28 protein-coding genes are annotated in these 18,514 nt (G+C 61.4%); 21 read left to right on the plus strand and 7 right to left on the minus strand.

Going from position 1 to position 18,514, the window contains the following annotated elements:
* Positions 1-136 precede the first annotated feature (136 nt).
* Positions 137-1,189 carry a reverse transcriptase domain-containing protein gene (locus tag EGI20_RS11290; protein WP_498631536.1) on the plus strand — a complete coding sequence of 351 codons (1,053 nt, stop codon included), beginning with the start codon at positions 137-139 and terminating at the stop codon, positions 1,187-1,189.
* On the opposite strand, the gene EGI20_RS11295 is transcribed toward EGI20_RS11290, so the two are convergent.
* The gene (locus EGI20_RS11295; protein WP_498631537.1) at positions 1,169-1,357 is read right to left on the minus strand and encodes a hypothetical protein; all 189 of its coding nucleotides are present in this window, start codon (positions 1,355-1,357) and stop codon (positions 1,169-1,171) included. The genes EGI20_RS11290 and EGI20_RS11295 overlap by 21 nt on opposite strands.
* A gap of 70 nt (positions 1,358-1,427) precedes the next feature.
* Positions 1,428-1,820, minus strand: a complete 393-nt coding sequence (locus tag EGI20_RS11300; protein ID WP_498631538.1) for a helix-turn-helix transcriptional regulator — start codon at positions 1,818-1,820, stop codon at positions 1,428-1,430.
* A 94-nt stretch (positions 1,821-1,914) separates the two neighbouring features.
* Here EGI20_RS11300 and EGI20_RS11305 point away from each other — a divergent pair, with 94 nt between their 5' ends.
* From EGI20_RS11305 to EGI20_RS11335, 7 genes are all read left to right on the plus strand, one after another.
* Entirely contained in the window at positions 1,915-3,090 is a 1,176-nt protein-coding gene (locus EGI20_RS11305) for a phage tail sheath protein (RefSeq protein ID WP_498631539.1), read from the plus strand.
* Positions 3,091-3,107: 17 nt separating this feature from the next.
* The gene (locus EGI20_RS11310) at positions 3,108-3,617 is read left to right on the plus strand and encodes a phage major tail tube protein (RefSeq protein ID WP_498631540.1); all 510 of its coding nucleotides are present in this window, start codon (positions 3,108-3,110) and stop codon (positions 3,615-3,617) included.
* Positions 3,618-3,679: 62 nt separating this feature from the next.
* Positions 3,680-3,964, plus strand: coding sequence for a phage tail assembly protein (locus EGI20_RS11315; RefSeq protein ID WP_498631541.1), 285 nt, complete (start codon positions 3,680-3,682; stop codon positions 3,962-3,964).
* Positions 3,965-3,975: 11 nt separating this feature from the next.
* On the plus strand, positions 3,976-4,092 hold the full coding sequence (locus EGI20_RS11320) for a GpE family phage tail protein (RefSeq protein WP_283773061.1): 117 nt from the start codon (positions 3,976-3,978) through the stop codon (positions 4,090-4,092).
* A complete protein-coding gene (locus EGI20_RS11325) occupies positions 4,089-6,863 on the plus strand; it encodes a phage tail tape measure protein (protein ID WP_498631542.1) in 2,775 nt (924 codons plus the stop codon). Before EGI20_RS11320 ends, EGI20_RS11325 begins: the two co-directional genes overlap by 4 nt.
* 2 nt (positions 6,864-6,865) lie before the next feature.
* Positions 6,866-7,333, plus strand: a complete 468-nt coding sequence (locus tag EGI20_RS11330) for a phage tail protein (protein ID WP_498631543.1) — start codon at positions 6,866-6,868, stop codon at positions 7,331-7,333.
* On the plus strand, positions 7,330-8,439 hold the full coding sequence (locus EGI20_RS11335) for a phage late control D family protein (protein ID WP_498631544.1): 1,110 nt from the start codon (positions 7,330-7,332) through the stop codon (positions 8,437-8,439). The genes EGI20_RS11330 and EGI20_RS11335 overlap by 4 nt, the downstream gene beginning before the upstream one ends.
* Positions 8,440-8,448: 9 nt before the next feature.
* Here the strand turns inward: EGI20_RS11335 and EGI20_RS11340 are convergent, their stop codons facing one another.
* On the minus strand, positions 8,449-8,871 hold the full coding sequence (locus tag EGI20_RS11340; protein WP_498631545.1) for a hypothetical protein: 423 nt from the start codon (positions 8,869-8,871) through the stop codon (positions 8,449-8,451).
* Here EGI20_RS11340 and EGI20_RS11345 point away from each other — a divergent pair.
* Positions 8,870-9,118 (plus strand): hypothetical protein, encoded by a 249-nt coding sequence (locus tag EGI20_RS11345; protein WP_498631546.1) that lies wholly within the window; start codon positions 8,870-8,872, stop codon positions 9,116-9,118. The two genes, EGI20_RS11340 and EGI20_RS11345, sit on opposite strands and share 2 nt — an antisense overlap.
* Before the next feature lie 97 nt (positions 9,119-9,215).
* On the opposite strand, the gene EGI20_RS11350 is transcribed toward EGI20_RS11345, so the two are convergent.
* From EGI20_RS11350 to EGI20_RS11360, 3 genes are all read right to left on the minus strand, one after another.
* On the minus strand, positions 9,216-9,527 hold the full coding sequence (locus EGI20_RS11350; RefSeq protein WP_498631547.1) for a helix-turn-helix transcriptional regulator: 312 nt from the start codon (positions 9,525-9,527) through the stop codon (positions 9,216-9,218).
* Positions 9,528-9,606: 79 nt separating this feature from the next.
* Complete coding sequence (locus EGI20_RS11355; protein WP_498631548.1) at positions 9,607-10,905, minus strand: hypothetical protein; 1,299 nt, start codon at positions 10,903-10,905, stop codon at positions 9,607-9,609.
* A gap of 56 nt (positions 10,906-10,961) precedes the next feature.
* Positions 10,962-11,288: a helix-turn-helix domain-containing protein gene (locus EGI20_RS11360; RefSeq protein ID WP_498631549.1), complete on the minus strand. Its 327-nt coding sequence runs from the start codon at positions 11,286-11,288 to the stop codon at positions 10,962-10,964.
* A gap of 109 nt (positions 11,289-11,397) precedes the next feature.
* On the opposite strand from EGI20_RS11360, the gene EGI20_RS11365 reads away from it, so the two are divergent.
* The 12 genes from EGI20_RS11365 to EGI20_RS11420 all read left to right on the plus strand — a co-directional run bounded on the left by EGI20_RS11365 (position 11,398) and on the right by EGI20_RS11420 (position 17,318).
* Positions 11,398-11,640, plus strand: coding sequence for a hypothetical protein (locus EGI20_RS11365; protein ID WP_498631550.1), 243 nt, complete (start codon positions 11,398-11,400; stop codon positions 11,638-11,640).
* Positions 11,641-11,679: 39 nt separating this feature from the next.
* Positions 11,680-11,961, plus strand: a complete 282-nt coding sequence (locus EGI20_RS11370; protein WP_498631551.1) for a hypothetical protein — start codon at positions 11,680-11,682, stop codon at positions 11,959-11,961.
* Positions 11,961-12,215 (plus strand): Ogr/Delta-like zinc finger protein, encoded by a 255-nt coding sequence (locus EGI20_RS11375; protein ID WP_498631552.1) that lies wholly within the window; start codon positions 11,961-11,963, stop codon positions 12,213-12,215. Before EGI20_RS11370 ends, EGI20_RS11375 begins: the two co-directional genes overlap by 1 nt.
* Before the next feature lie 89 nt (positions 12,216-12,304).
* Positions 12,305-12,481 carry a hypothetical protein gene (locus tag EGI20_RS11380; protein WP_498631553.1) on the plus strand — a complete coding sequence of 59 codons (177 nt, stop codon included), beginning with the start codon at positions 12,305-12,307 and terminating at the stop codon, positions 12,479-12,481.
* On the plus strand, positions 12,481-12,882 hold the full coding sequence (locus EGI20_RS11385) for a hypothetical protein (RefSeq protein ID WP_498631554.1): 402 nt from the start codon (positions 12,481-12,483) through the stop codon (positions 12,880-12,882). Before EGI20_RS11380 ends, EGI20_RS11385 begins: the two co-directional genes overlap by 1 nt.
* A gap of 9 nt (positions 12,883-12,891) precedes the next feature.
* Positions 12,892-13,173 (plus strand): hypothetical protein, encoded by a 282-nt coding sequence (locus EGI20_RS11390; RefSeq protein WP_498631555.1) that lies wholly within the window; start codon positions 12,892-12,894, stop codon positions 13,171-13,173.
* Entirely contained in the window at positions 13,170-15,542 is a 2,373-nt protein-coding gene (locus EGI20_RS11395; protein WP_498631556.1) for a replication endonuclease, read from the plus strand. The genes EGI20_RS11390 and EGI20_RS11395 overlap by 4 nt, the downstream gene beginning before the upstream one ends.
* A gap of 23 nt (positions 15,543-15,565) precedes the next feature.
* Positions 15,566-15,778, plus strand: a complete 213-nt coding sequence (locus EGI20_RS11400) for a DUF7706 family protein (RefSeq protein WP_498631557.1) — start codon at positions 15,566-15,568, stop codon at positions 15,776-15,778.
* Positions 15,775-16,134, plus strand: coding sequence for a hypothetical protein (locus EGI20_RS11405; protein WP_498631558.1), 360 nt, complete (start codon positions 15,775-15,777; stop codon positions 16,132-16,134). Before EGI20_RS11400 ends, EGI20_RS11405 begins: the two co-directional genes overlap by 4 nt.
* A 257-nt stretch (positions 16,135-16,391) precedes the next feature.
* Positions 16,392-16,706, plus strand: a complete 315-nt coding sequence (locus EGI20_RS11410) for a helix-turn-helix domain-containing protein (RefSeq protein ID WP_498631559.1) — start codon at positions 16,392-16,394, stop codon at positions 16,704-16,706.
* Positions 16,703-16,900: a hypothetical protein gene (locus EGI20_RS11415; protein WP_498631560.1), complete on the plus strand. Its 198-nt coding sequence runs from the start codon at positions 16,703-16,705 to the stop codon at positions 16,898-16,900. Before EGI20_RS11410 ends, EGI20_RS11415 begins: the two co-directional genes overlap by 4 nt.
* Before the next feature lies 1 nt (position 16,901).
* Positions 16,902-17,318, plus strand: coding sequence for a single-stranded DNA-binding protein (locus tag EGI20_RS11420; protein WP_498631561.1), 417 nt, complete (start codon positions 16,902-16,904; stop codon positions 17,316-17,318).
* A gap of 34 nt (positions 17,319-17,352) precedes the next feature.
* On the opposite strand, the gene EGI20_RS11425 is transcribed toward EGI20_RS11420, so the two are convergent.
* A partial coding sequence (locus tag EGI20_RS11425) for a site-specific integrase (RefSeq protein WP_498631562.1) occupies positions 17,353-18,514 on the minus strand: 1,162 nt, incomplete at its 5' end.

The following is an 18,514-nucleotide window of genomic DNA, read 5'->3' on the forward strand; positions in this document are numbered from 1 at the left end:
TTGAGGAAAGCCAGAAGCGGCCAGCCTACGGGCTTGCCGCCAGTGCGCCATCAAAAGGACGCGACATCCTCGCCTATTGGCGAAACATTAAACAAACCGTGCTGGTGAGTAGCAAAACGAAAGTCAGCACGCCCCCATGCCAAAAACTTATAACAACCTATTCCCGCAAATTTACGATTTCGAAAACCTGTATCAGGCCTACCGGAGAGCCCGCGCCGGCAAGCGAAACCGGCTTGAGGTGCTGCGCTTCGAGCAGGATCTGGAAGGCAACCTGATCCAGCTGCAAAATGAACTGATCTGGGGCATGTACCGGACAGGCCAGTACCGGCTATTTGACGTGTTCGAGCCCAAGCACCGTGTGGTGGCTGCGTTGCCGTTTCGCGACCGCGTCGTGCAGCACGCCATCGTCGGGGTGATAGAGCCGATATGGGAAGCACGTTTCCATTTTGATAGCTACGCCTGCCGCCCAGGCAAAGGCACTCACGCTGGCGCAGATCGGGCGCAGGATTTTTTGCGCCGCGTGCAAAGACAGCACGGACGCGTGTATGCGCTCAAGGCCGACATCGGCAAGTTCTTCGCCAGCATCGATCACGGCATCATCAAGCAGCTGATCCGCCGGCGCATCACCTGCGCGCCGACACTGGCGCTACTGGACGCCATCATAGATAGCACCGCAGAGAGCGGGCTGGCGCCAGTTGGCTTGCCGATCGGCAACCTGACAAGCCAGTTGTGCGCCAATATCTATCTGCATGAGCTAGACGATTACGCCAAGCACGCGCTGGGCGAGCGGCACTACTGCCGCTACATGGACGACTTCATCATCGTCCACCACGACAAGCAGCACCTGCATCGCGCCAGGGCGCGCATCGAGGACTGGCTGTGGCGCGAGCTACGCCTAAAGACCAACCACAAGACACAAGTTTTCCCGGTCGCCGTGCGCAATGGCCGCGCGCTGGATTTTTTGGGTTACCGGATCTACCCGACGCACCGACGATTGCGGGTGGACAGCATCAAGCGCATCAAGACCAAGCTGAGAAAGTTTAAGCGGCAATACGCGGCTGGCGAAATCAGCCTAAACGACATCACGCCCAGCATCAAAAGCTGGGTCGCCCATGCTAGCCATGCGCAGACGTTTGGGTTGCGGGCATCGGTGCTTGGCGCGTTCAAGCTAACAAGCCGAGCGGCTTAGCTCATATCGCAGCGTAGCGGACATGCTGCGCAGCAGTAGCGCAAGGCCGGCGTCTGAATTGGACGCGGCGGCATCAAGGCTGTCGCAAACATTGGCTAGCGTGTCGCGGGGGGTGCTGCCGATCATCGGATTGATTTGCATGGCGGTAGAGCGAGGGATGGATTGCATGGGGCCTCCGTGGGAAAGAGGCGAATTATGATTGCACGCACTCTCGCAAGCATCGGCGCATGCGCCAATGTCAAAAACCAAGCAAACGTGATAGCAACTCGGTGCGGTTGCGGGTGAATAGCTTCTGGCTCATCGACTCAAGATGGGCGCGAATCGTGCGAGGGCTGATGTCAAGCTGCGCAGCCATTGCGCCATTCGAAAGCCCGCATTCAAGCAGCCTGGCTACATCCCGCTCGCGCTCGGTCAGCATGGCCCGAGCACGTAAGCGCCGATCATGGCGCGCGGCGCCATCATGGGCGGCATCCCGCAGCAACGACGCCAGGCAAGGGCGAAGAGGTTGAGACTTCAGGCTGAGCGCCACGCTTCTTTCCGCCACACGGTCAACCACCGCCAGCATGTCGCCATCCGTTGCCGAGCGTGCAATATCGCACGCCAGCCGAGCCAGTCGGGCCGCCCCATCCATAGACCTATCCATTCTTCAGACAACAAGCCCAACGCCAAATACGGGCGCGGGCGGGCAAAATCGCCATGTATGCTCAACTCCGGAGAATGAAAGCATGGCGCAAGATTATCACCACGGCGTGCGCGTCGTAGAGATCAACGAAGGCACCCGCCCTATCCGTACCATCGCCACCGCCATTATCGGCATCGTGTGCACCGCCAGCGACGCGGATGCCGTGGCCTTCCCGCTGGATACGCCGGTGCTGCTGGCGGGTAACGTGCAAGAGGCCATCGGCAAGGCAGGCACCAAGGGCACGCTCAAGCCAACACTAGAAGCCATCGCCGCACAAGCCAAGCCCATGGTGGTCGTGGTGCGCGTGGCCGATGGCGCTGACGAAGCCGAAACCACCAGCAACATCATTGGCGGCACCAGTCTGGACGGTAAATTTACCGGCATGAAAGCCCTGCTAGCAGCCAACAACACCCTCAAGGTCAAGCCGCGCATTTTGGCGGTACCGGGGCTGGACAATGCCGCCGTCGCCACCGCGCTGGTCAGCATTGCGCAAAAGCTGCGCGCCTTTGCCTACCTGTCCGCGCATGACTGCGACACCAAAGAAGAGGCCGCCGCCTATCGCGACACGCTGGCTGCGCGCGAAGCGATGGTCATCTTCCCGAACTGGGTAAGCTGGTCCACGACAGAAAACAAGTCCGTCGAAGCGCCGGCCACCGCCTTTGCCTGCGGCCTGCGCGCCAAGATCGACGAAGAGACCGGCTGGCACAAGACCCTGTCCAACGTCGGCGTAAATGGCGTGACCGGCATCAGCATCGATCTGACGTGGGATCTGCAAGACCCCGCCACCGATGTCGGCTACCTCAACGAAAAAGACGTCACCGCCCTGATCCAGTCTAGCGGCTATCGCTTCTGGGGCTCGCGCACTTGCTCGGACGACCCGCTGTTTGCCTTTGAAAACTACACCCGCACCGCGCAAGTGCTGGCCGACACCATGGCCGATGCGCACATGTGGGCCATCGACAAGCCAATGCACCCAAGCCTGGTGAAGGACATCGTCGAAGGCATCAAGGCCAAGGGCCGCGAACTGGTGGCACAAGGCTACCTGCTGGGCTTTGACTGCTGGTTCAACGAAGAAGCCAACAGCAAGGAAGTGCTCAAGAGCGGCAAGCTGTATATCGACTACGACTACACCCCGGTACCGCCGCTGGAAAACCTGATGCTGCAGCAGCGCATCACCGACCGCTATCTGGTTGACTTCGCCGCACGCATCAACGGCTAACCCGAAAGGAACGAAGAATGGCTCTGCCCCGCAAACTCAAACACTTCAACGTGTTTTACAACGGTGAAAACTTCATCGGCCAAGCCGCTGAAGTCACCCTGCCCAAGATCGCCCGCAAAATGGAAGGCTGGCGCGGTGCCGGCATGACCGGTGAAGTCAAGGTGGACATGGGCATGGAGGCGCTGGAGCTGGAACACAGCTACGGCGGCATCATGGCTGAAATCTACCGCGACTTCGGCATCGCCAAAATCGATGGCGTCATGCTGCGTTTTGCCGGTGCCTACCAGCGCGACGACACCGATGCCGTGGATGCAGTCGAAATCGTCTGCCGTGGCCGGCATGAAGAGATCGACCCCGGCAGCGCCAAGGCCGGCGACGATACCGAATTCAAGGTCAAGTCTGCGCTCAGCTATTACAAGCTCAGCATCAACGGCGAAGACCTGATCGAGATTGACCTCGTAAACATGGTCGAAAAAGTCGGCGGCGAAGACCGTCTGGCCGAGCACCGCAAAGCGATTGGCCTGTAAGCGCCATCCTCACCCCTAGCCAACAGGCCGGCCACAAGCCGGCCTGTCACTGAAAGCACACCATGAACAAAATCACCCTCGACGCCCCAATCAAACGCGGCGACACCGAAATCACCGAACTGAGCCTGCGCAAACCACTGGCCGGCGAGCTGCGCGGCATCGCGCTAACTGACCTGATCCAGATGGATGTAGACGCACTGGCCAAAGTCTTGCCGCGCATCACCACCCCCGCCCTCACCGAGCATGAAGTCGGGCGCATGGACGTGGCCGACCTGATGCAGGCCGGAATCGTGGTGTCCGGTTTTTTGTTGCCGAATGCCAGCAAGCCGGATACATCCCTCGCGTAATTGACGACGCAATGGCGGATATCGCGGTGGTGTTTCACTGGCCGCCGCGAGAAATGGACGGCATGACACTGGTAGAGCTAATGCAATGGCGCGAGCGCGCCAGGCTAAGAAACGGAGCAGACGAATGAGCGGGCGCAATCTCAGGCTGGAAGTAAACCTGCAGGCGGTGGACAAGATCACCGGCCCGCTCAAGTCGGCCATGCGGGGCAGCCGCGAGCTATCGCGGGCAGTGAAGTCGGCGCGCTCAGAGCTGGATCAACTGAACAAGCGGCAATCCAGCATGGATGGCTTCAAGCAGCTTAGAGAGCAAGCCAAGAAGTCAACAGAAGCGCTGCGCGAATCGCAAAAAGCCGCCAAAGATCTGCAGCTAAAGGTAGGGTTCAACAAGGAGGCGAAGGAAAATGCACTAGCCAGAGTCAAGATGGCAAAGGCGGAATATACGGCCATCAGCAAGGCGATCGCATTAACGCACGAGCCAACAGCAAAGCAAGCCACGCTACAACATCAAGCCCGCGCCGCGATGGAGAGCGCAGAGAAGGAAAAAAACAAAGCAATTAACAGCTACCGCAATACGCAGTCAAAACTGAAGGATGAAAACAGGCGAATAAAAGATCTGACAGAAAGACGCGGGAAGCTGGCTGCCGTGATCGTCGAGCAGCGAGCGGCACTGAATAGCGCCGGCATCAAGACACATCAGCTTGCCCGTCACGAGGAAGAACTCAAGCGCAACACTGACAGCGCAACAGCTGCGCTGCGCAAACAAGAAGAACAGCTGAAGCGCGTCAACAAGACGCAGCAGCAGATGATAGCGACGCGTGCAAGATACGACAAAGCCATCGCCACTCGCGACACGCTGGCCGGTGCGGGCGTCAGCACCATGGCAGCCGGTGCCGTTGTGGGAGCGCCAATTGCAAAAATGGTTCGCGACTATGTCAGCTTCGAGGATGCCATGCTGGGCGTGGCCCGTCAGGTTGAAGGGGCCCGCGATGCAGGCGGCAAGCTCACCACGGTCTACTACCAGATGGGCGACGCCATCAAGGCCATGGCCGAAAAAATACCGATGGCTACCACCGAGATTGCGGCACTGATAGAGGGGGCTGCCCGCATGGGCATCCAGGGCAAAGATAATCTGCTCGCCTTCGCTAAGACGGCCGCGCTGGCCAGCACCGCGTTTGATTTACCGGCCGAGCAGATCAGCGAAGACCTCGGCAAGATCGCCAACATTTACAAGATCCCGATCAAGAACATCGAGCAGCTGGGCGACGTCATTAACTATCTGGATGACAACGCGCAGTCCAAGGGCGCGGACATCATCAACGTAATGCAGCGCATCGCCGGCAGCACGGGGAGCATGAACTACAAAGAGGCCGCAGCGCTGGGCAGCACCTTCCTGTCGCTGGGCGCCTCGGCAGAAATTGCCGCCACCGCCACCAAGGCCATGGTGCGCGAACTGGCCATCGCAGAGAAACAGCCAAAACGATTCCAGCGTGGGCTGGATGAGCTGGGGTTGAGTGCGGAAAAAGTTCAGGCCAGCATGGCAAAAGACAGCACCGGCACCATCATGAAGGTACTGGAGGCGGTCAAGAAGCTACCAGAAGCCAAGCGCATGGGCGTGATGGTCGATTTGTTCGGCAAGGAATACGGCGATGACGCCGCCAAGCTCGCAGACAATCTGGGCGAGTACCGCAAGCAACTGGCGCTGGTCAAGGCGCAAGGCGCCAGTGGCAGCATGGCACGCGAAGGCGACGCCAAGAACGACACCCTGAGCGCGCAGGCGCTGATGCTGCAAAACAAGCTGTTCAACCAGTCCAGCGGACTGGGTAGCACGCTGCGCCAGCCACTGATGGAGATTATGACCGCCATAGGTGGCATCACCGACAAAGTCACCGCATGGACCAAAGCCAACCCGGAGCTAACCGCAACCATGGTAAAGGCTGCCGCCGTCATCGCCGGCATGCTGGTGGTGTCGGGTGGGCTGATGCTGGCGATTGCAGGCATTGCCGGGCCTTTCATTGTGGCAAGATTCGCGATCGCCAGCTTCGGCATCATGCTGACCAGCGGCATCGGCATCATCGGAAAGGCAGGGTCGGCATTTGCTATGGTCTACCGAAGCATTGGCTTCTTGGGCGGACTGGCAAGGGCAAATCCGATTGCGGCAATAATCATTGGCATTGCCGGCGCAATCATGCACGTGGTCGCCAACTGGGGGCAGCTGATGAAGCTATTCAAATCAGGCGATTGGGCGGGGGTAGGCAGATTCATCCTTCAGGGGCTCGAAGCAGGCCTGAACGCCGCGACGCTTGGACTGTATGGCGTAATTAAGCGAGTGGCTTACGGCCTGCTTGATGTGGTGAAGTCCATTTTCGGCATCCACTCGCCATCGAGGGTATTCGCCGGTTTCGGCATCAACCTAATGCAGGGATTAGCCAACGGAATCGTGGCAGGGCTCGCCACCGTCAAAAACGCCATCGCCGGCGCGGGGGCATCGGCCATCGGCTGGTTTAAAGAAAAGCTCGGCATCCACTCGCCATCGCGCGTCTTTGCGCAGCTGGGCGGCTACACCATGCAAGGCTTGGCGCAGGGGCTGAATGACGGGCAGGCAAGCCCCTTGCAGGCGGTAATGGCCACCGCCAAAAAGCTCACCGCCGCCGGCGCAGGTCTCACGCTGGGCGCGGGCGTCGCCATGGCCGGCACGCTGCCGCTAGACAACCGCCCGCCACTAAGCCAGCCCGGCGCAGCGGCCAGCCAGAACGCAGCAGCCGGCCCCATCAGCATCACCGTCAACGCCGCGCCCGGCATGGACGAGCGCGCACTGGCTCGGCTGGTGGCGCAAGAGATCGACAAGGCCCAGCGCCAGCAGGCCGCACGCGGCCGCTCACGCCTCACCGACAGGGATTAACCATGCAAGGCTTACCGATGATGACGCTGGGCATGTTTGTGTTCGCGATGGACACCCTGCCCTACCAGCAGCTGCAACACCGCGCCGGCTGGCGATTGCCGGGCAATAGCCGCGTCGGCCAGCGCAAGAGCGTGCAGTTTTTGGGGCCGGACGATGAGACCGTCACCCTGTCCGGCGTGCTGGTGCCAGAGCTGACCGGCGGCGACACCGCCCTATCCATGGTGCGGCTGATGGCCGATCAGGGGCGCGCATGGCCGCTGATCGATGGCGGTGGCGAAATCTGGGGCTTTTACATGATCGAATCGCTGGAAGCCGGCCGCACCTTGTTCCATAGCGACGGCAAGGCGCGGCGCATTGAATTTACCCTCAGCCTCAAGCGGGTCGATGGCGATTCGCTCTCCGACATGCTGGGCCAGATTACCGGCCAGCTATCCGCCATGGTGCCGGGCTTGCAAGGCTGGCTGCCATGAATATCGACCTGACCCGCACCGATAGCCCCGCCTTTAGCCTGAGCCTGTCAGGCCGTGACATTAGCGCCAATATCGCGCCGCGCCTGATCTCGCTCAGCCTGACCGATGCCCGTGGCTTCGAGGCCGACCAGCTGGATATCGAGCTGGACGACGCCGACGGCAAGCTCGATCTGCCCACCCGTGGCGCCAAGATCAAGCTGGCGCTGGGCTGGCGTGGCGGGCTGATGGTGGATAAGGGCGATTACACCGTAGACGAGATCGAGCACAGCGGCGCACCCGACAAGATCACCCTGCGCGCCCGATCTGCCGACCTGCGTGCCGGCATTGCCCAGCGTAAAGAGCGCAGCTTTCACGGCAAGACCTTGGGCGAGATTATCCGCACGCTGGCCGAAGCCAACGGCCTGAAGGCGGTTATCCCGCCCGAGCTGGCGGCGCGCAAAGTGCCGCATCTGGACCAGCAAGGCGAAAGCGATATCGCGCTGGCCACGCGGCTGGCCGGCGAATGGGATGCCATCGCCACCGTCAAGGCCGGACGACTGCTGTTTATCAGGGCGGGTGATGCCACCACCGCCAGCGGCCTGCCTATGCCGCCGGTGACGATCTTGCGCAGCGATGGCGACAGCCACCGCTTTTCCATTGCCGACCGCGACAACTACACCGCCGTGCGCGCCTACTGGCAAGATGTGGAAGGCGGCAAGCGCGGCGAAGTGTTGGTCGACAAGAACACCAACTTCGAGCGCAAGAACCAAGTCGGCAAGCGCGGCAAAGTGCTCAAGACCAAAAAACTGACCGTCACCCAGCGCGAAGCCATCGAGGCCAGCGCCGACAACATCAAGCAGCTGCGCCACACCTACGCCAGCGAAACAGCGGCATGGCAGGGCGCACGCAGCGCATGGGAAAAGTTGCAGCGCGGCGTGGCCAGCTTTGAAATCACCCTCGCCCGTGGCCGGCCGGAGATCATGCCGGAGCTGCCGGCCACCGTGCAGGGCTTCAAGCCGGCCATCGATGCCTGTGGATGGGTCATCGCCAGCGTCACCCACACGCTGGACGATAACGGCCTGATCACCCGGCTGGCGCTGGAGATGAAGCTGGAAGACATCAAGTAAGCCGCAAGGCTAGCGCGCGAGGAACTGAGCGCCAGCCGATAGCACCTGCACCACCAGCGCCGACAGCATGGGCGCAGCCTGCGATCGTGCCGCGTCGGCCAGCTGCGCACCAAGCGGGGCCTGCAGGCTTTCCGGCACCAGCCGCAACACCTCAAGCCCTTTCGGGGTTAGCACGCAGCACGGGAAGTCGGGCGAGTTGCACGGCTTATCGTGCGTGAGATAGCCGGAGCCCGCCAGCCATCGCACCGTCGCTACAAACAGCTTTTCTTCGTGGGAAGGCGCCGGGACGCCTCGCGGATCGCAGAGGTTGATTTTGTCGTCACCGATAAACTTGGCGGCGAGCAGCGACATCGGCAGCGGGAAAGATTCATACAGCCGGCCAAGAATGCGGCCGGTCAATTCATCAAACTGCTGGATATTGGAGGGCGTCATGCAGGAAAACACCATTCAGGAAAAAAAAGAAACGGATGCGCACGAGGCGCTATCCGCCGTGGTTGAGCATCTGGGCGGGTTATGGGGGCGGGCTAACGCACGGCAGTACCTGATCCACGCTCTACCGCATCTGGCTGCGCAACCGGACAAGCTGGCAGACGCCATCTTGTTTGCGCTGGACATGCACGAAAACAAGGTGATGGAAAAAGCCCGCCGCTATCAGCTATGCCCGTGCGCCCGCCGCTAGCGCGGCTTGGCTGGGGCGGGCAGGTAGCGCCGCGTCATTGTGTCGCGGCGGCCGGATCGGGCGCGGGGGCTGGCCAGCAAGCGGGCGGTGCTGGGGCTCAAGCGCATGGGTCGGCCTCGCGCATGGCGGCCAGCAGCATGCGCCGCGTGCGTTCGTCCAGCCGGCTCCATAGGGCTGTTACTTCGGCCAGTTCAGGCGAGAGCGCCGCTGCCTGGTGCACGCTGCCCAATACAAAGCCGACATCAAAGCCGGCATCGCCGAGCAGAAGCAGCGCATCGGTCTTGGCCGCCCGTGTGCCAGCTTCCCATGCGGCGTAAGTCGAGGCCGACACGCCGGCCAGCTTGGCTGCACTCATTTGGCCAAGTCCTAAGCGGGCGCGCTCGGATTGCAGGCGGTGATGTAAATTCATGGTCGACCCTTTGGGGTGGCGCGGCGCACTTAGCCCGCCTTTTGCGGGTTGGTGCCGCCTATCGGTTGCGATGCATTCATCAGGCGTCGGCTGCCTCTTTCACCATCAGCAAGAAATCATCTTCGTCAAGGATGGAAGCCCCCATCGCCTGCGCCTTTTCAAGCTTGCTGGTGCCAGCGCGCGGGCCGGCACACAGCAGGTTTAGATTTTGGGTGACATTTTTACGCACGATAAAGTAAGACCCGGCCGCCATATCTTCGAGCGATTCGCGCTTGGCCGAGGCAAAGCCGGTAAAGGAAATCTCCAGCGCGCCAACGGCTTTGAGTTCGGAAACGCTCATAGATGCCGAGGAAAAATCAGTCACATTACCAATGCTGGCCGCCGCCTTGCTGCGCGCCATTTCAGCCTGCGCATGGGCCTCAACGATGCCATCCGCCCAGCCCATGGCGTCGGCCACCTCGCCGGTCAGCTCTGAGGTCACCACGCCCTGCACCCTATCCAGGCGAAAGGTGCGATGCGCATTGCGCAGCAGGCAGCGACCGGCAAAGCGCTCGCCATCAATCATGCGCACCACCATTCTGCGGTCACTGGTTTCGCCCTTGGCATTCAGGTAGGCAAAATTGATCACATCCAGCTTGCTGCCTTCGATCGTGCGCCGCGCCGGGCGGGTGCGTTTCGGGCGGCCCACCGGCTCCCAGTCGCTGAACGCTTCCGCCGGCACATTGCCGCCGATCGACTCGATCAGCGCGATCAGGTCAAGGCTCTCGATTGGATCGATCTCGCCATCCTGTAGCGACTCATCCAGCAAGCGGTAGAGCTGGCCGATGCGCGGGTTGCTCAGCAGCCACGGACTGGCGCGCAGCAGGTCTTGCAACTGGAAAGCCTCGCCATCGTCTATCCAGCCATCGGCCGCTACCGCTTCGCAGCGGGCAATAAACTGCGCTTCGGAAACAGCATCTGGATTGGTCGCGGGCACATGAGGCTTGTCGGGCGCTACAGCAGGCGGCGCGGAATCAATGGGCGCCAGAGGCACAGGCGAAGAGGCGGGGCGCTCTGTGGGCTCGTCGGCCAGAACAGACGATGCAGGCGATGGTTTTGCCGGCTCGGCAACCGGATCGGGCGTGGCAATGCGCCGGGCAAGATACCAGCACGTGGCCAAGCAACCACAAGCCACCGGATAGAGCCAGCCGCTGCCAGCGAGCAGACTGGTCACTACCACGACAGGGAGTAGCGCCACACCGCCGACCAGCGCGCCGGAAACATGTCGCGTGAAGATGCCGTATTTCTGGGCAACATCACAGCGATACACCGCCCGCCAGATCAGGATCGGACAAGCCAGCCAGACAGACAGCAGCACCAGAACGGAAAGATCGGACACGACAACCCCTTTACAAACAAGAAATCAGCGGCCGCCAGTCGCGGCCGGGACGCGACTTAGCCAGCCTTCTGTGGGTTGGTATCGGTTATCGACTGCGATGTATTCATTAGGATCGCCACCCCGCGTGCATCCATGGTCGCCATTTGCGCGACCACCTGCGCCTGCTCATTGGAGAGCTCTGCATTGTTGCGCGTGCCGGTCACGACATAGAGCACATCAAAGCCCGCCGCAAAAAGCTTGGCGAGTGCGTCGGCGTTCGGGAATCGGTCATACCGCTCCCAGTTTTGCCACGTCACCATCGTCACGCCGGCGGCTTGTCCAGCCTGTGTTTGCGTCAGGCAGAGACGCTGGCGCTCCTCAAATAGCCGGTCATGGATAGACAAATGTAAAGCACCTCAATGCAAATACATCGTCTTGTTTGTTGCACGAACAAAATAAACGATGTATCTTGACATCCCATAGAGCCGGAAAACTCGAATGGGACAAACAAAAATGAGTAGAGAATACCGCAAACACCCGGAAACGGGTACACCAAGCCCCGCCAAGATCGAAACCGCCGTGTCGCTGCGCCTCACGCCGGAAGACTACGTCACCATCCGCGAAGTGGCCGAACTGGAAGACCGCAGCGTGTCGTCACTGGTGCGCCTGTTGATACGCCGCGCCTGCATCGCCCACCGCGCCAGCCTCCCCCCCAAGCCAGACACTACGCCAGCCGGCGGGCATTTACACGCCTAGAAAATTGCATGTCATTCACGCCACCAGCAGGAGGCCGCCATGTATCACGGACGCATCGAACACGCACTACGCCAAGCCCTCAGCGGGCGCGACAGGCCGGACATTGCCCGCGCAGTAGGCTGGGATGAAAGCAACGTCAACCGCTTTTTGTCCGGCAATAACGGCATCCCGATCGGCAAGATCGACAAGCTGATCGATGCGTCGGGCTATGTACTGGTGACTACCAAGTATCTGGATGCGCTGATGGTGTTGTGTGAAGTCGGTATGAGTTGCGAATGCGCCAAAGATGGCGGCAAAGAAAAGTGCAAGGGGTGTAAGTGATGTCGTATTTGTGTCCGGCTTGCGGCCATGTGGCCCGCAAGCGCTCCAGCCGCATGCTGTCCCGCGAGGTCCGCGAGGGCTATTACAGCTGCACCAATGATCAGTGCTGCGGCCAGTTCCGCACGCTGGAAGGCGATCCGGTCTGGACCGCCAAGCCGGCCAGCCTGGGCAAGCTTGAATACCGCCTCAAGCTGTCGCCGCGCAAGTTCCCGCCCATAGACAAGCGCCAGATGGCGCTGCCGATCCCGGAATAACCCACCCAAGCGCCAGCCATGGCATGCCGTTTTGACGGCATGGCGGGGACGGCTTGGCCTAAATCCACGAAAACGCACCGGAGAGCACCATGAAAACCATGACCCAAACCCGATTCAGCAATGGCACTTGCTGCTATTCGCCCAACTGGCGAACCCGCCAGCCATCGGAGGCGCGCCTGTTTGCGCGCCAGTTGCCACTGGCGCTGCTGGCGGCGCTGGCCATGGGCGGCCTGCCGCATGTGTTTCTGTCGCTGGGGTGGATGTGATGCAAGCCGCCAAAGACACCGCCGCCTATCAGGATTTCCGCCACGCGCTGGCGTTTCTGAGCACCAAGGCCAGCACCCCAAGCGGCCATGCCGCGATCAGCGAAACCCGCCCGCCACTGGAAACCGTCACCGCTTTGCAGGCCAAGGTACTGACGCCGGCGCAACTGGATGCGATCAGCCAGGTGCAAAGCGCACTGGCCGGCATTCAGAGCCTGGGCGCGCTGGTGAACACCCTGATCGCGCAGCAGGGCTTGCCGCTGAATCGACCCTCTATCGCGGATACGGCGCGACTGGCTGGCGATATTGACGGCGCGCTGTTTGATCACAGTCTGGCGCTGGCCAAGCTGGCCGCCGGCGCACGCGCCCATGCCCCATCCATCAACAGCCGCATTGCGGCATAAGGACACAGCATGACGCCAAAACTCACACCCGCGAGCCTGAAGGCACTGCTCAGCAACATACCGGACGCGCCGCGCCAGCAAGACATGGAGATGCTGGAGGAGCTGGTGCATGCCATCGCCACCACGGCAGGGATGGATGTGGCACTGGATTTGTGTGTGAACGCAGCAGAAGGTAGCCCGGCTGTCAGCGCAGTGGGTGCATGGATGGAGCACACCGAAGAGGGCGCTATGTTTGATATGGCCATGAGGAAGATGATCGCCGTACGTACTGCGCTGGGCGGGCTGGCATGAGCGCAGCCAAGCCTAGCTTGCTGGACAGGATGGATGACTGGGGGCGCGAGATGGTGGCGCGCTTCCCGTTTCACCTGCGCCAGGGCATTGCCCGCCGCTATCTGGCCATTCGCGGCCGCGCCTTGCGCCCTGCCGCTGTCCGTATCGGCATACTGGATGATGGCCGCGAGCGCGAGGCGAACTTGTGGCTGCGCAATCTGGCGCTGGAGTTCCCTGAATACCGTCTGGCGCTGGGCGCGTCGGATGGGCAGTTGTGCGAGTTTGCCAACGAACGCGCCAAGGAGTTCGACTTGATGTCGGCCCGTGGCGCGTCCGTTGCCGATCTTGCTGCCCGCTGCGCCCATTACGGCGTGGAGTTGCCTTACGGCGAGACGGAGAACGCCGTGGCGCGCCGGCTGGGTCACGATAAGTGGTGGCGCCGTGCCTTGCGCCGCCATCGGGTGCGTGCGGGTGAAGCGCTGGCCATTGAGCTTGGTATGGTGTGCAAGCAGCGCCAGCTGTACGTCAGCAACGATACGCTGGCGATTCGCACCAGCCAGAAGGCACGCAATAGCGCCCTGCTGGACGGCATGGTGGCAGTGAACGAGCTGGGACAGTCATTCACCCTGACCGAGCTGGCAGAGAAAGGCGTATCCAACCCCAAGATCCGCCGCGCCGAGCTGATTTGCCGCATGGCCGGCATGGAGACCATCGCGCAAAGCGTGGGGCTGGCCGGTGAATTTATCACCCTGACCACGCCGAGCCGCTTTCATGCGGTGAAAGCCAAGACCGGCCGCGCCAATCCCAAGTATGCCGGCACCACGCCGCGCGAGGCAGCGGATTATCTGCAAAAGGTATGGGGGCGCATTACGGCCCAGCTGGCGCGCGAGGGCATCCGCATTTACGGGCTGCGCGTTGCCGAGCCACACCACGACGGCACACCGCATTACCACGGCCTGTTTTTCATGCGCCCAGAGAAGGTGGCACGTTTTCGCGCCATTGTGGCTTGCCACGCGGTACGCGAAGACCGCGACGAGCTGGGCCTGAGCTATGCGCTGACCGCCAAGCTGGCAAAGGCGCAGGCGCGCGAGATGAAGGCTGCCGGCAGCAAAGAGACGCTGGGCGCGCTGGCCGTGCGTATCGGCAACGAGCGCGCCTTCTGGCGCGAGCCGGCCGCTGGCGTATGGGCCGGAATCGTTGCCCGTATCGAATTCAAGCCGATTGACTGGAACAAGGGCACGGCCACCGGCTACATCATCAAATACATCGCCAAGAACATTGACGGCGAGCGCAATGATGGCGAGTCGGTCGGGATTGACTTTGATGCCAGCGACGACGGCACAGGCAGCAACGATGCCCGCGCCACCGCGCAGCGCGTGAATGCCTTTGCATCGGCATGGGGCATCCGCCAGTTTCAGCAAGTAGGCGGGCCGCCGGTGGGTATCTGGCGCGAGCTGCGCCGCTGGAAGCACGACGGCGCAGAGACGGTGATCCAGCTGGCGGCGATGGCAGCCGATGCGGGCAACTGGGGTCGCTTTGTCGAGCTGATGGGCGGCTGGGAAGCGCAGCGCAAGGCGATGCCGCTCAAGACGGTCAAGATCGCGAATGCCGGGATGAATATCTACGGCGAAGCCCGCGCAGATTCGGTGGCTGGCGTGGTGGATACCGAGAGCGGCATGGTGGTGTCGACGCGCACCCACGATTGGACGATCGGCCGGGGGGTTGATCTTAAAGCAGGCGTAGCCTGCCCTTGGACTCGTGTCAATAACTCTACGGAAATGAAATTTTCCAGCCTGAAGCCGGCCCCGATGCCCACCGCAGAAGACTATGAGCGCTGGGAAAACGAGGCTGAGATGGACAGATTGATGCGCGCCATCCAGCCGGAAGACGACGGATTCAAGCCGGCGGCCGAATTGGCCCAGATTCGCCAGGCGAAAAAGGCCGCGCTGGACAAATATCGCTTCGAGCGCGAGATCAACAGTAACGACGACGGCACGCTGTCGAGCTGGGTGCAGGCAGATATCGAGCGCCGCATGGTCGAAGCCGAGCAAAAATCAGCTGAAACGCGCCAGCGCGTGGCGATGCATGCCGAAATCAAGGCCATCAGCCGCAATTACCAGCAGCCGGCGCATGGCCGCGGGCTGGAGGTCATCGCCCAGGTGAAGCGCGAGGCCGAGCATCAGGCCAGCCGCATCGAAAAGCCGACCCGCCAGAAGATATTGCAGGGCGTGACCTTGCAAAGCCCTGAACAACAAGCCGCCGAACTGGCGCGGATCATAGCCACCGCACCGGTGCTGAGCCATAGCGAGCCGGACGCGCCGGATCTGGTCTCGGCAGAAATCGCCAAGGTCAATCGACTGATCAAGCAACTTAGCCAGGCAATCGCCTGAACCAAACCAAAAAGGACGCCACCATGGCACAAATAATCGAAGTGCACGCCAAGCTGACACCGCAGGAGGCCCGGGCATTTGGCGCTTTCTTGCGCTTGGCTGGCCGCGCCGACTACGCGGTCAATGCCAAGACCGAGGAAGAGGCTGGGCTGATGCAGGCAGCGGGCGACAAGCTGCGCCGCGCGCTGGCTCACGGCGTGATCGATGCGCATGAATTAACGGAGCAAGGCCAATGACGAATTTGTACGTAAGGATTATCGAACGCGAGACGCGCCAGTTTCAGCAACGCGTTACGCGGATCAATCGCCTGCTGCCGGCGCTGCAAGCGACCGATGCGCTGGCGAGCCGTGCCAACGGCTGGATCGGGATGCGCGCCTGGGCGGATGCCTGCGAGCAAGGCTATCCGTTTATCAATATCAGAATCCCGCTTGAGCGGATGCCGGGGCTGGATGTGGCTGCCAGCCTGACGGAGGCAATGGGCGAAACGGTGATGGCCTGCGTGCCGACTAAGGGGGAATACATCGTGCTGCTGGACGATGACGGCGACAGCGAAGAAGGCACTGCGCTACGCGTAAAGGTGGAGGTGTACTAGCAAGCAGACCGCGCAAGCGGTCATGGCTGGCCGGCTTGCTCCGAATAACACAACCGGAGTGCCGTCCTCAGAAACCGGCAGGCCGGCCAGCCATGACCACTGAGAAAGACCACGATGCCAACGCAAGACCTGTACCGAATGGGCCATTTTGACGGATTCAACGGCAAAGAGCCGCAACAGCCACAGCAGCCTTACTACATGTACGGCCACCAGCGCGGGCAAGAACTCAAGGCAATGGAAACAGCGAGGACAGCAAAATGAATGAAACACTGGATATGACCGAAGCCGCAGAACTACTGAAGATCAGCGCCTCGCTGATGCAAGAGCTGGCATCCACCGGCGTGGTGATCGGTGCCCGCGTCGGAAAGGGCTGGGTATTTATCCGGCAGGACTTGATGGATTACTTGCGCTCCGAGACCCGCCGCCAGACCAATGAGCGCCGCGCCGCGCAAGAGGCAGACAAGACGCTGGCAGGCCGCACGCCGGGCATGCCGACATTTGGCGCACCACGCCGCCAGCCGGCCACGCGCAAGCGCCCGGATCTGGACAAGCTGGAGGCTGCACACGCATGAGTATGGCGCACCCGATGAAAGACCCATGCAGCTGGGCAGGATTTGTCGTGACGCATCGCGGGCTGGACAGCCACCTGCCACGCGAGCCACGGCGCGCCAGCGCTGCCGCGATCGACAGGGCCAATGCCCGCCGCAAGATCGAAGAGAAACGAATGCTGGGCGATATCGCCGGCAAAGAATACTGGGAGCACTGAGATGAACAGCATCACCTTTGACGGCCGCGTAGTCGCGGATAGCGAGCTGAAATATACCCAGGGCGGCGATGCGGTGCTGTCGTTTCGCGTGGCCAGCGATATCGGCTTTGGCGAAAAAAAGACCACCAACTGGTTTGGCTGCCAGGTGTGGGGTAAGCGCGCCGAGGCGCTACTGCCCTATTTGATCAAAGGGCAGCAGGTGACAGTATACGGCCAGCTGACACTGCGCGAATGGACAGATAGGGACGGTATTAAGCGCCTGTCGCCAGATGTGCGCATCAATGAAGTGAGCATGCAAGGCGGGAAACGCGACGATGCGCAGCAGCCAGCGGACAGCAATAAACCACCGAGACAACCGGCACGCAGCAGCTACGGAGGCCAGAAGCACGCCGCCAGTAAGGGCGAATATCCATACTAAACAACACAACGGGCCATATCTGGCCCGTTTTGCATTACCACATCAGATCAGCCAGATCCGAGCCGCGCAGGTTTGCGTAGCGTGCCAGCATGCGCGGGTCGCGGTGGCCGGTCACCTTGGCAATTTGCAGGTCGGACATCTTGGTACGCTCGAATAGGCGGCTGGTGGCCTCATGCCGCAGGTCGTGAAACTTGAGGTCGGCACAGCCGGACACCTCAAACACGCGGGAAAACTGTGCGGACAGAAGCGAGGTGATGCGTCTGAGTCCAGCGGCATCGGTATTGCTTAGCCAGGGAAATAGCCGGCCACGGCTCAGACTAAAGCCGGCCATGCCGCGGGTGCCGCTTTCGACTTGCTCGCGATAGCGCGCCAGAACCGCCAGCGCCACGCTGGAGAGCGGAATTTGCCGCTTGTCGCCATTCTTGGTTTTATCCAGAAAGATGGTGCGTTTCTCAAGGTCAATCTGCGAAAGCTCCAGTGTGTAGATTTCACGCATGCGCATGGCCGTTTCAAGCGCCAGGTCAAACAGGCATTCCAGCGCACCCTGCCATTTGAGCGCTAGCGGGCGTTCGCGTCCTTCTGGCGTGGCGCCGGCGAGCATGGCGCGAATGGCCGCCTCTTCGCCAGGGTTTAGTCGCCGGTCGCGGGCAATATCGCTGGGGATCGTCGCCTTGCCATCGTCGCCACGCAGCACGGCCGCATCGCTCGGGGTGTAGTTCGCGTAGCGGCGCGGCAGCTGGCGCAGCGGATTGGAGATGAACACGCTGCCAGCACTGCGCGTTACCCAGTCGAGACAGCGCGCCAGCGCGCCAACATAGTGGCGGATGGATGATGGGGCGAGCTGCTGGGTTTGCTTCATGCTGCGCACCCATGATTCGACCCATGCGTAATCGACAGCGGTCAGCGTGGCACCGCCTACCCTATCGAGCAGCACACCAAGCACCGGCCTATCGGCTGCGGATACATCAACGGCAATCAGGTAGCCGCGGATCGCATCGGCAATGGTGGCGAGGTGCGGCTTCTGGTCGAGCAGGTCATCAGGAACGATGCCGCGATCAAGTAGCGACTCAAGGCGGAGGCAATAGGCGTCGCCTTCGGCCTCGTTGGTAAATGTGAACGTAGCTGGCTTGGGCAAAATACCCTTGCGCCGAACAATGAATTCCCAGTTTCCGCTGGAGCGTAAGCGCTTGGTGGCC

The sequence above is a fragment of the Aquitalea sp. S1-19 genome (assembly GCF_024343515.1).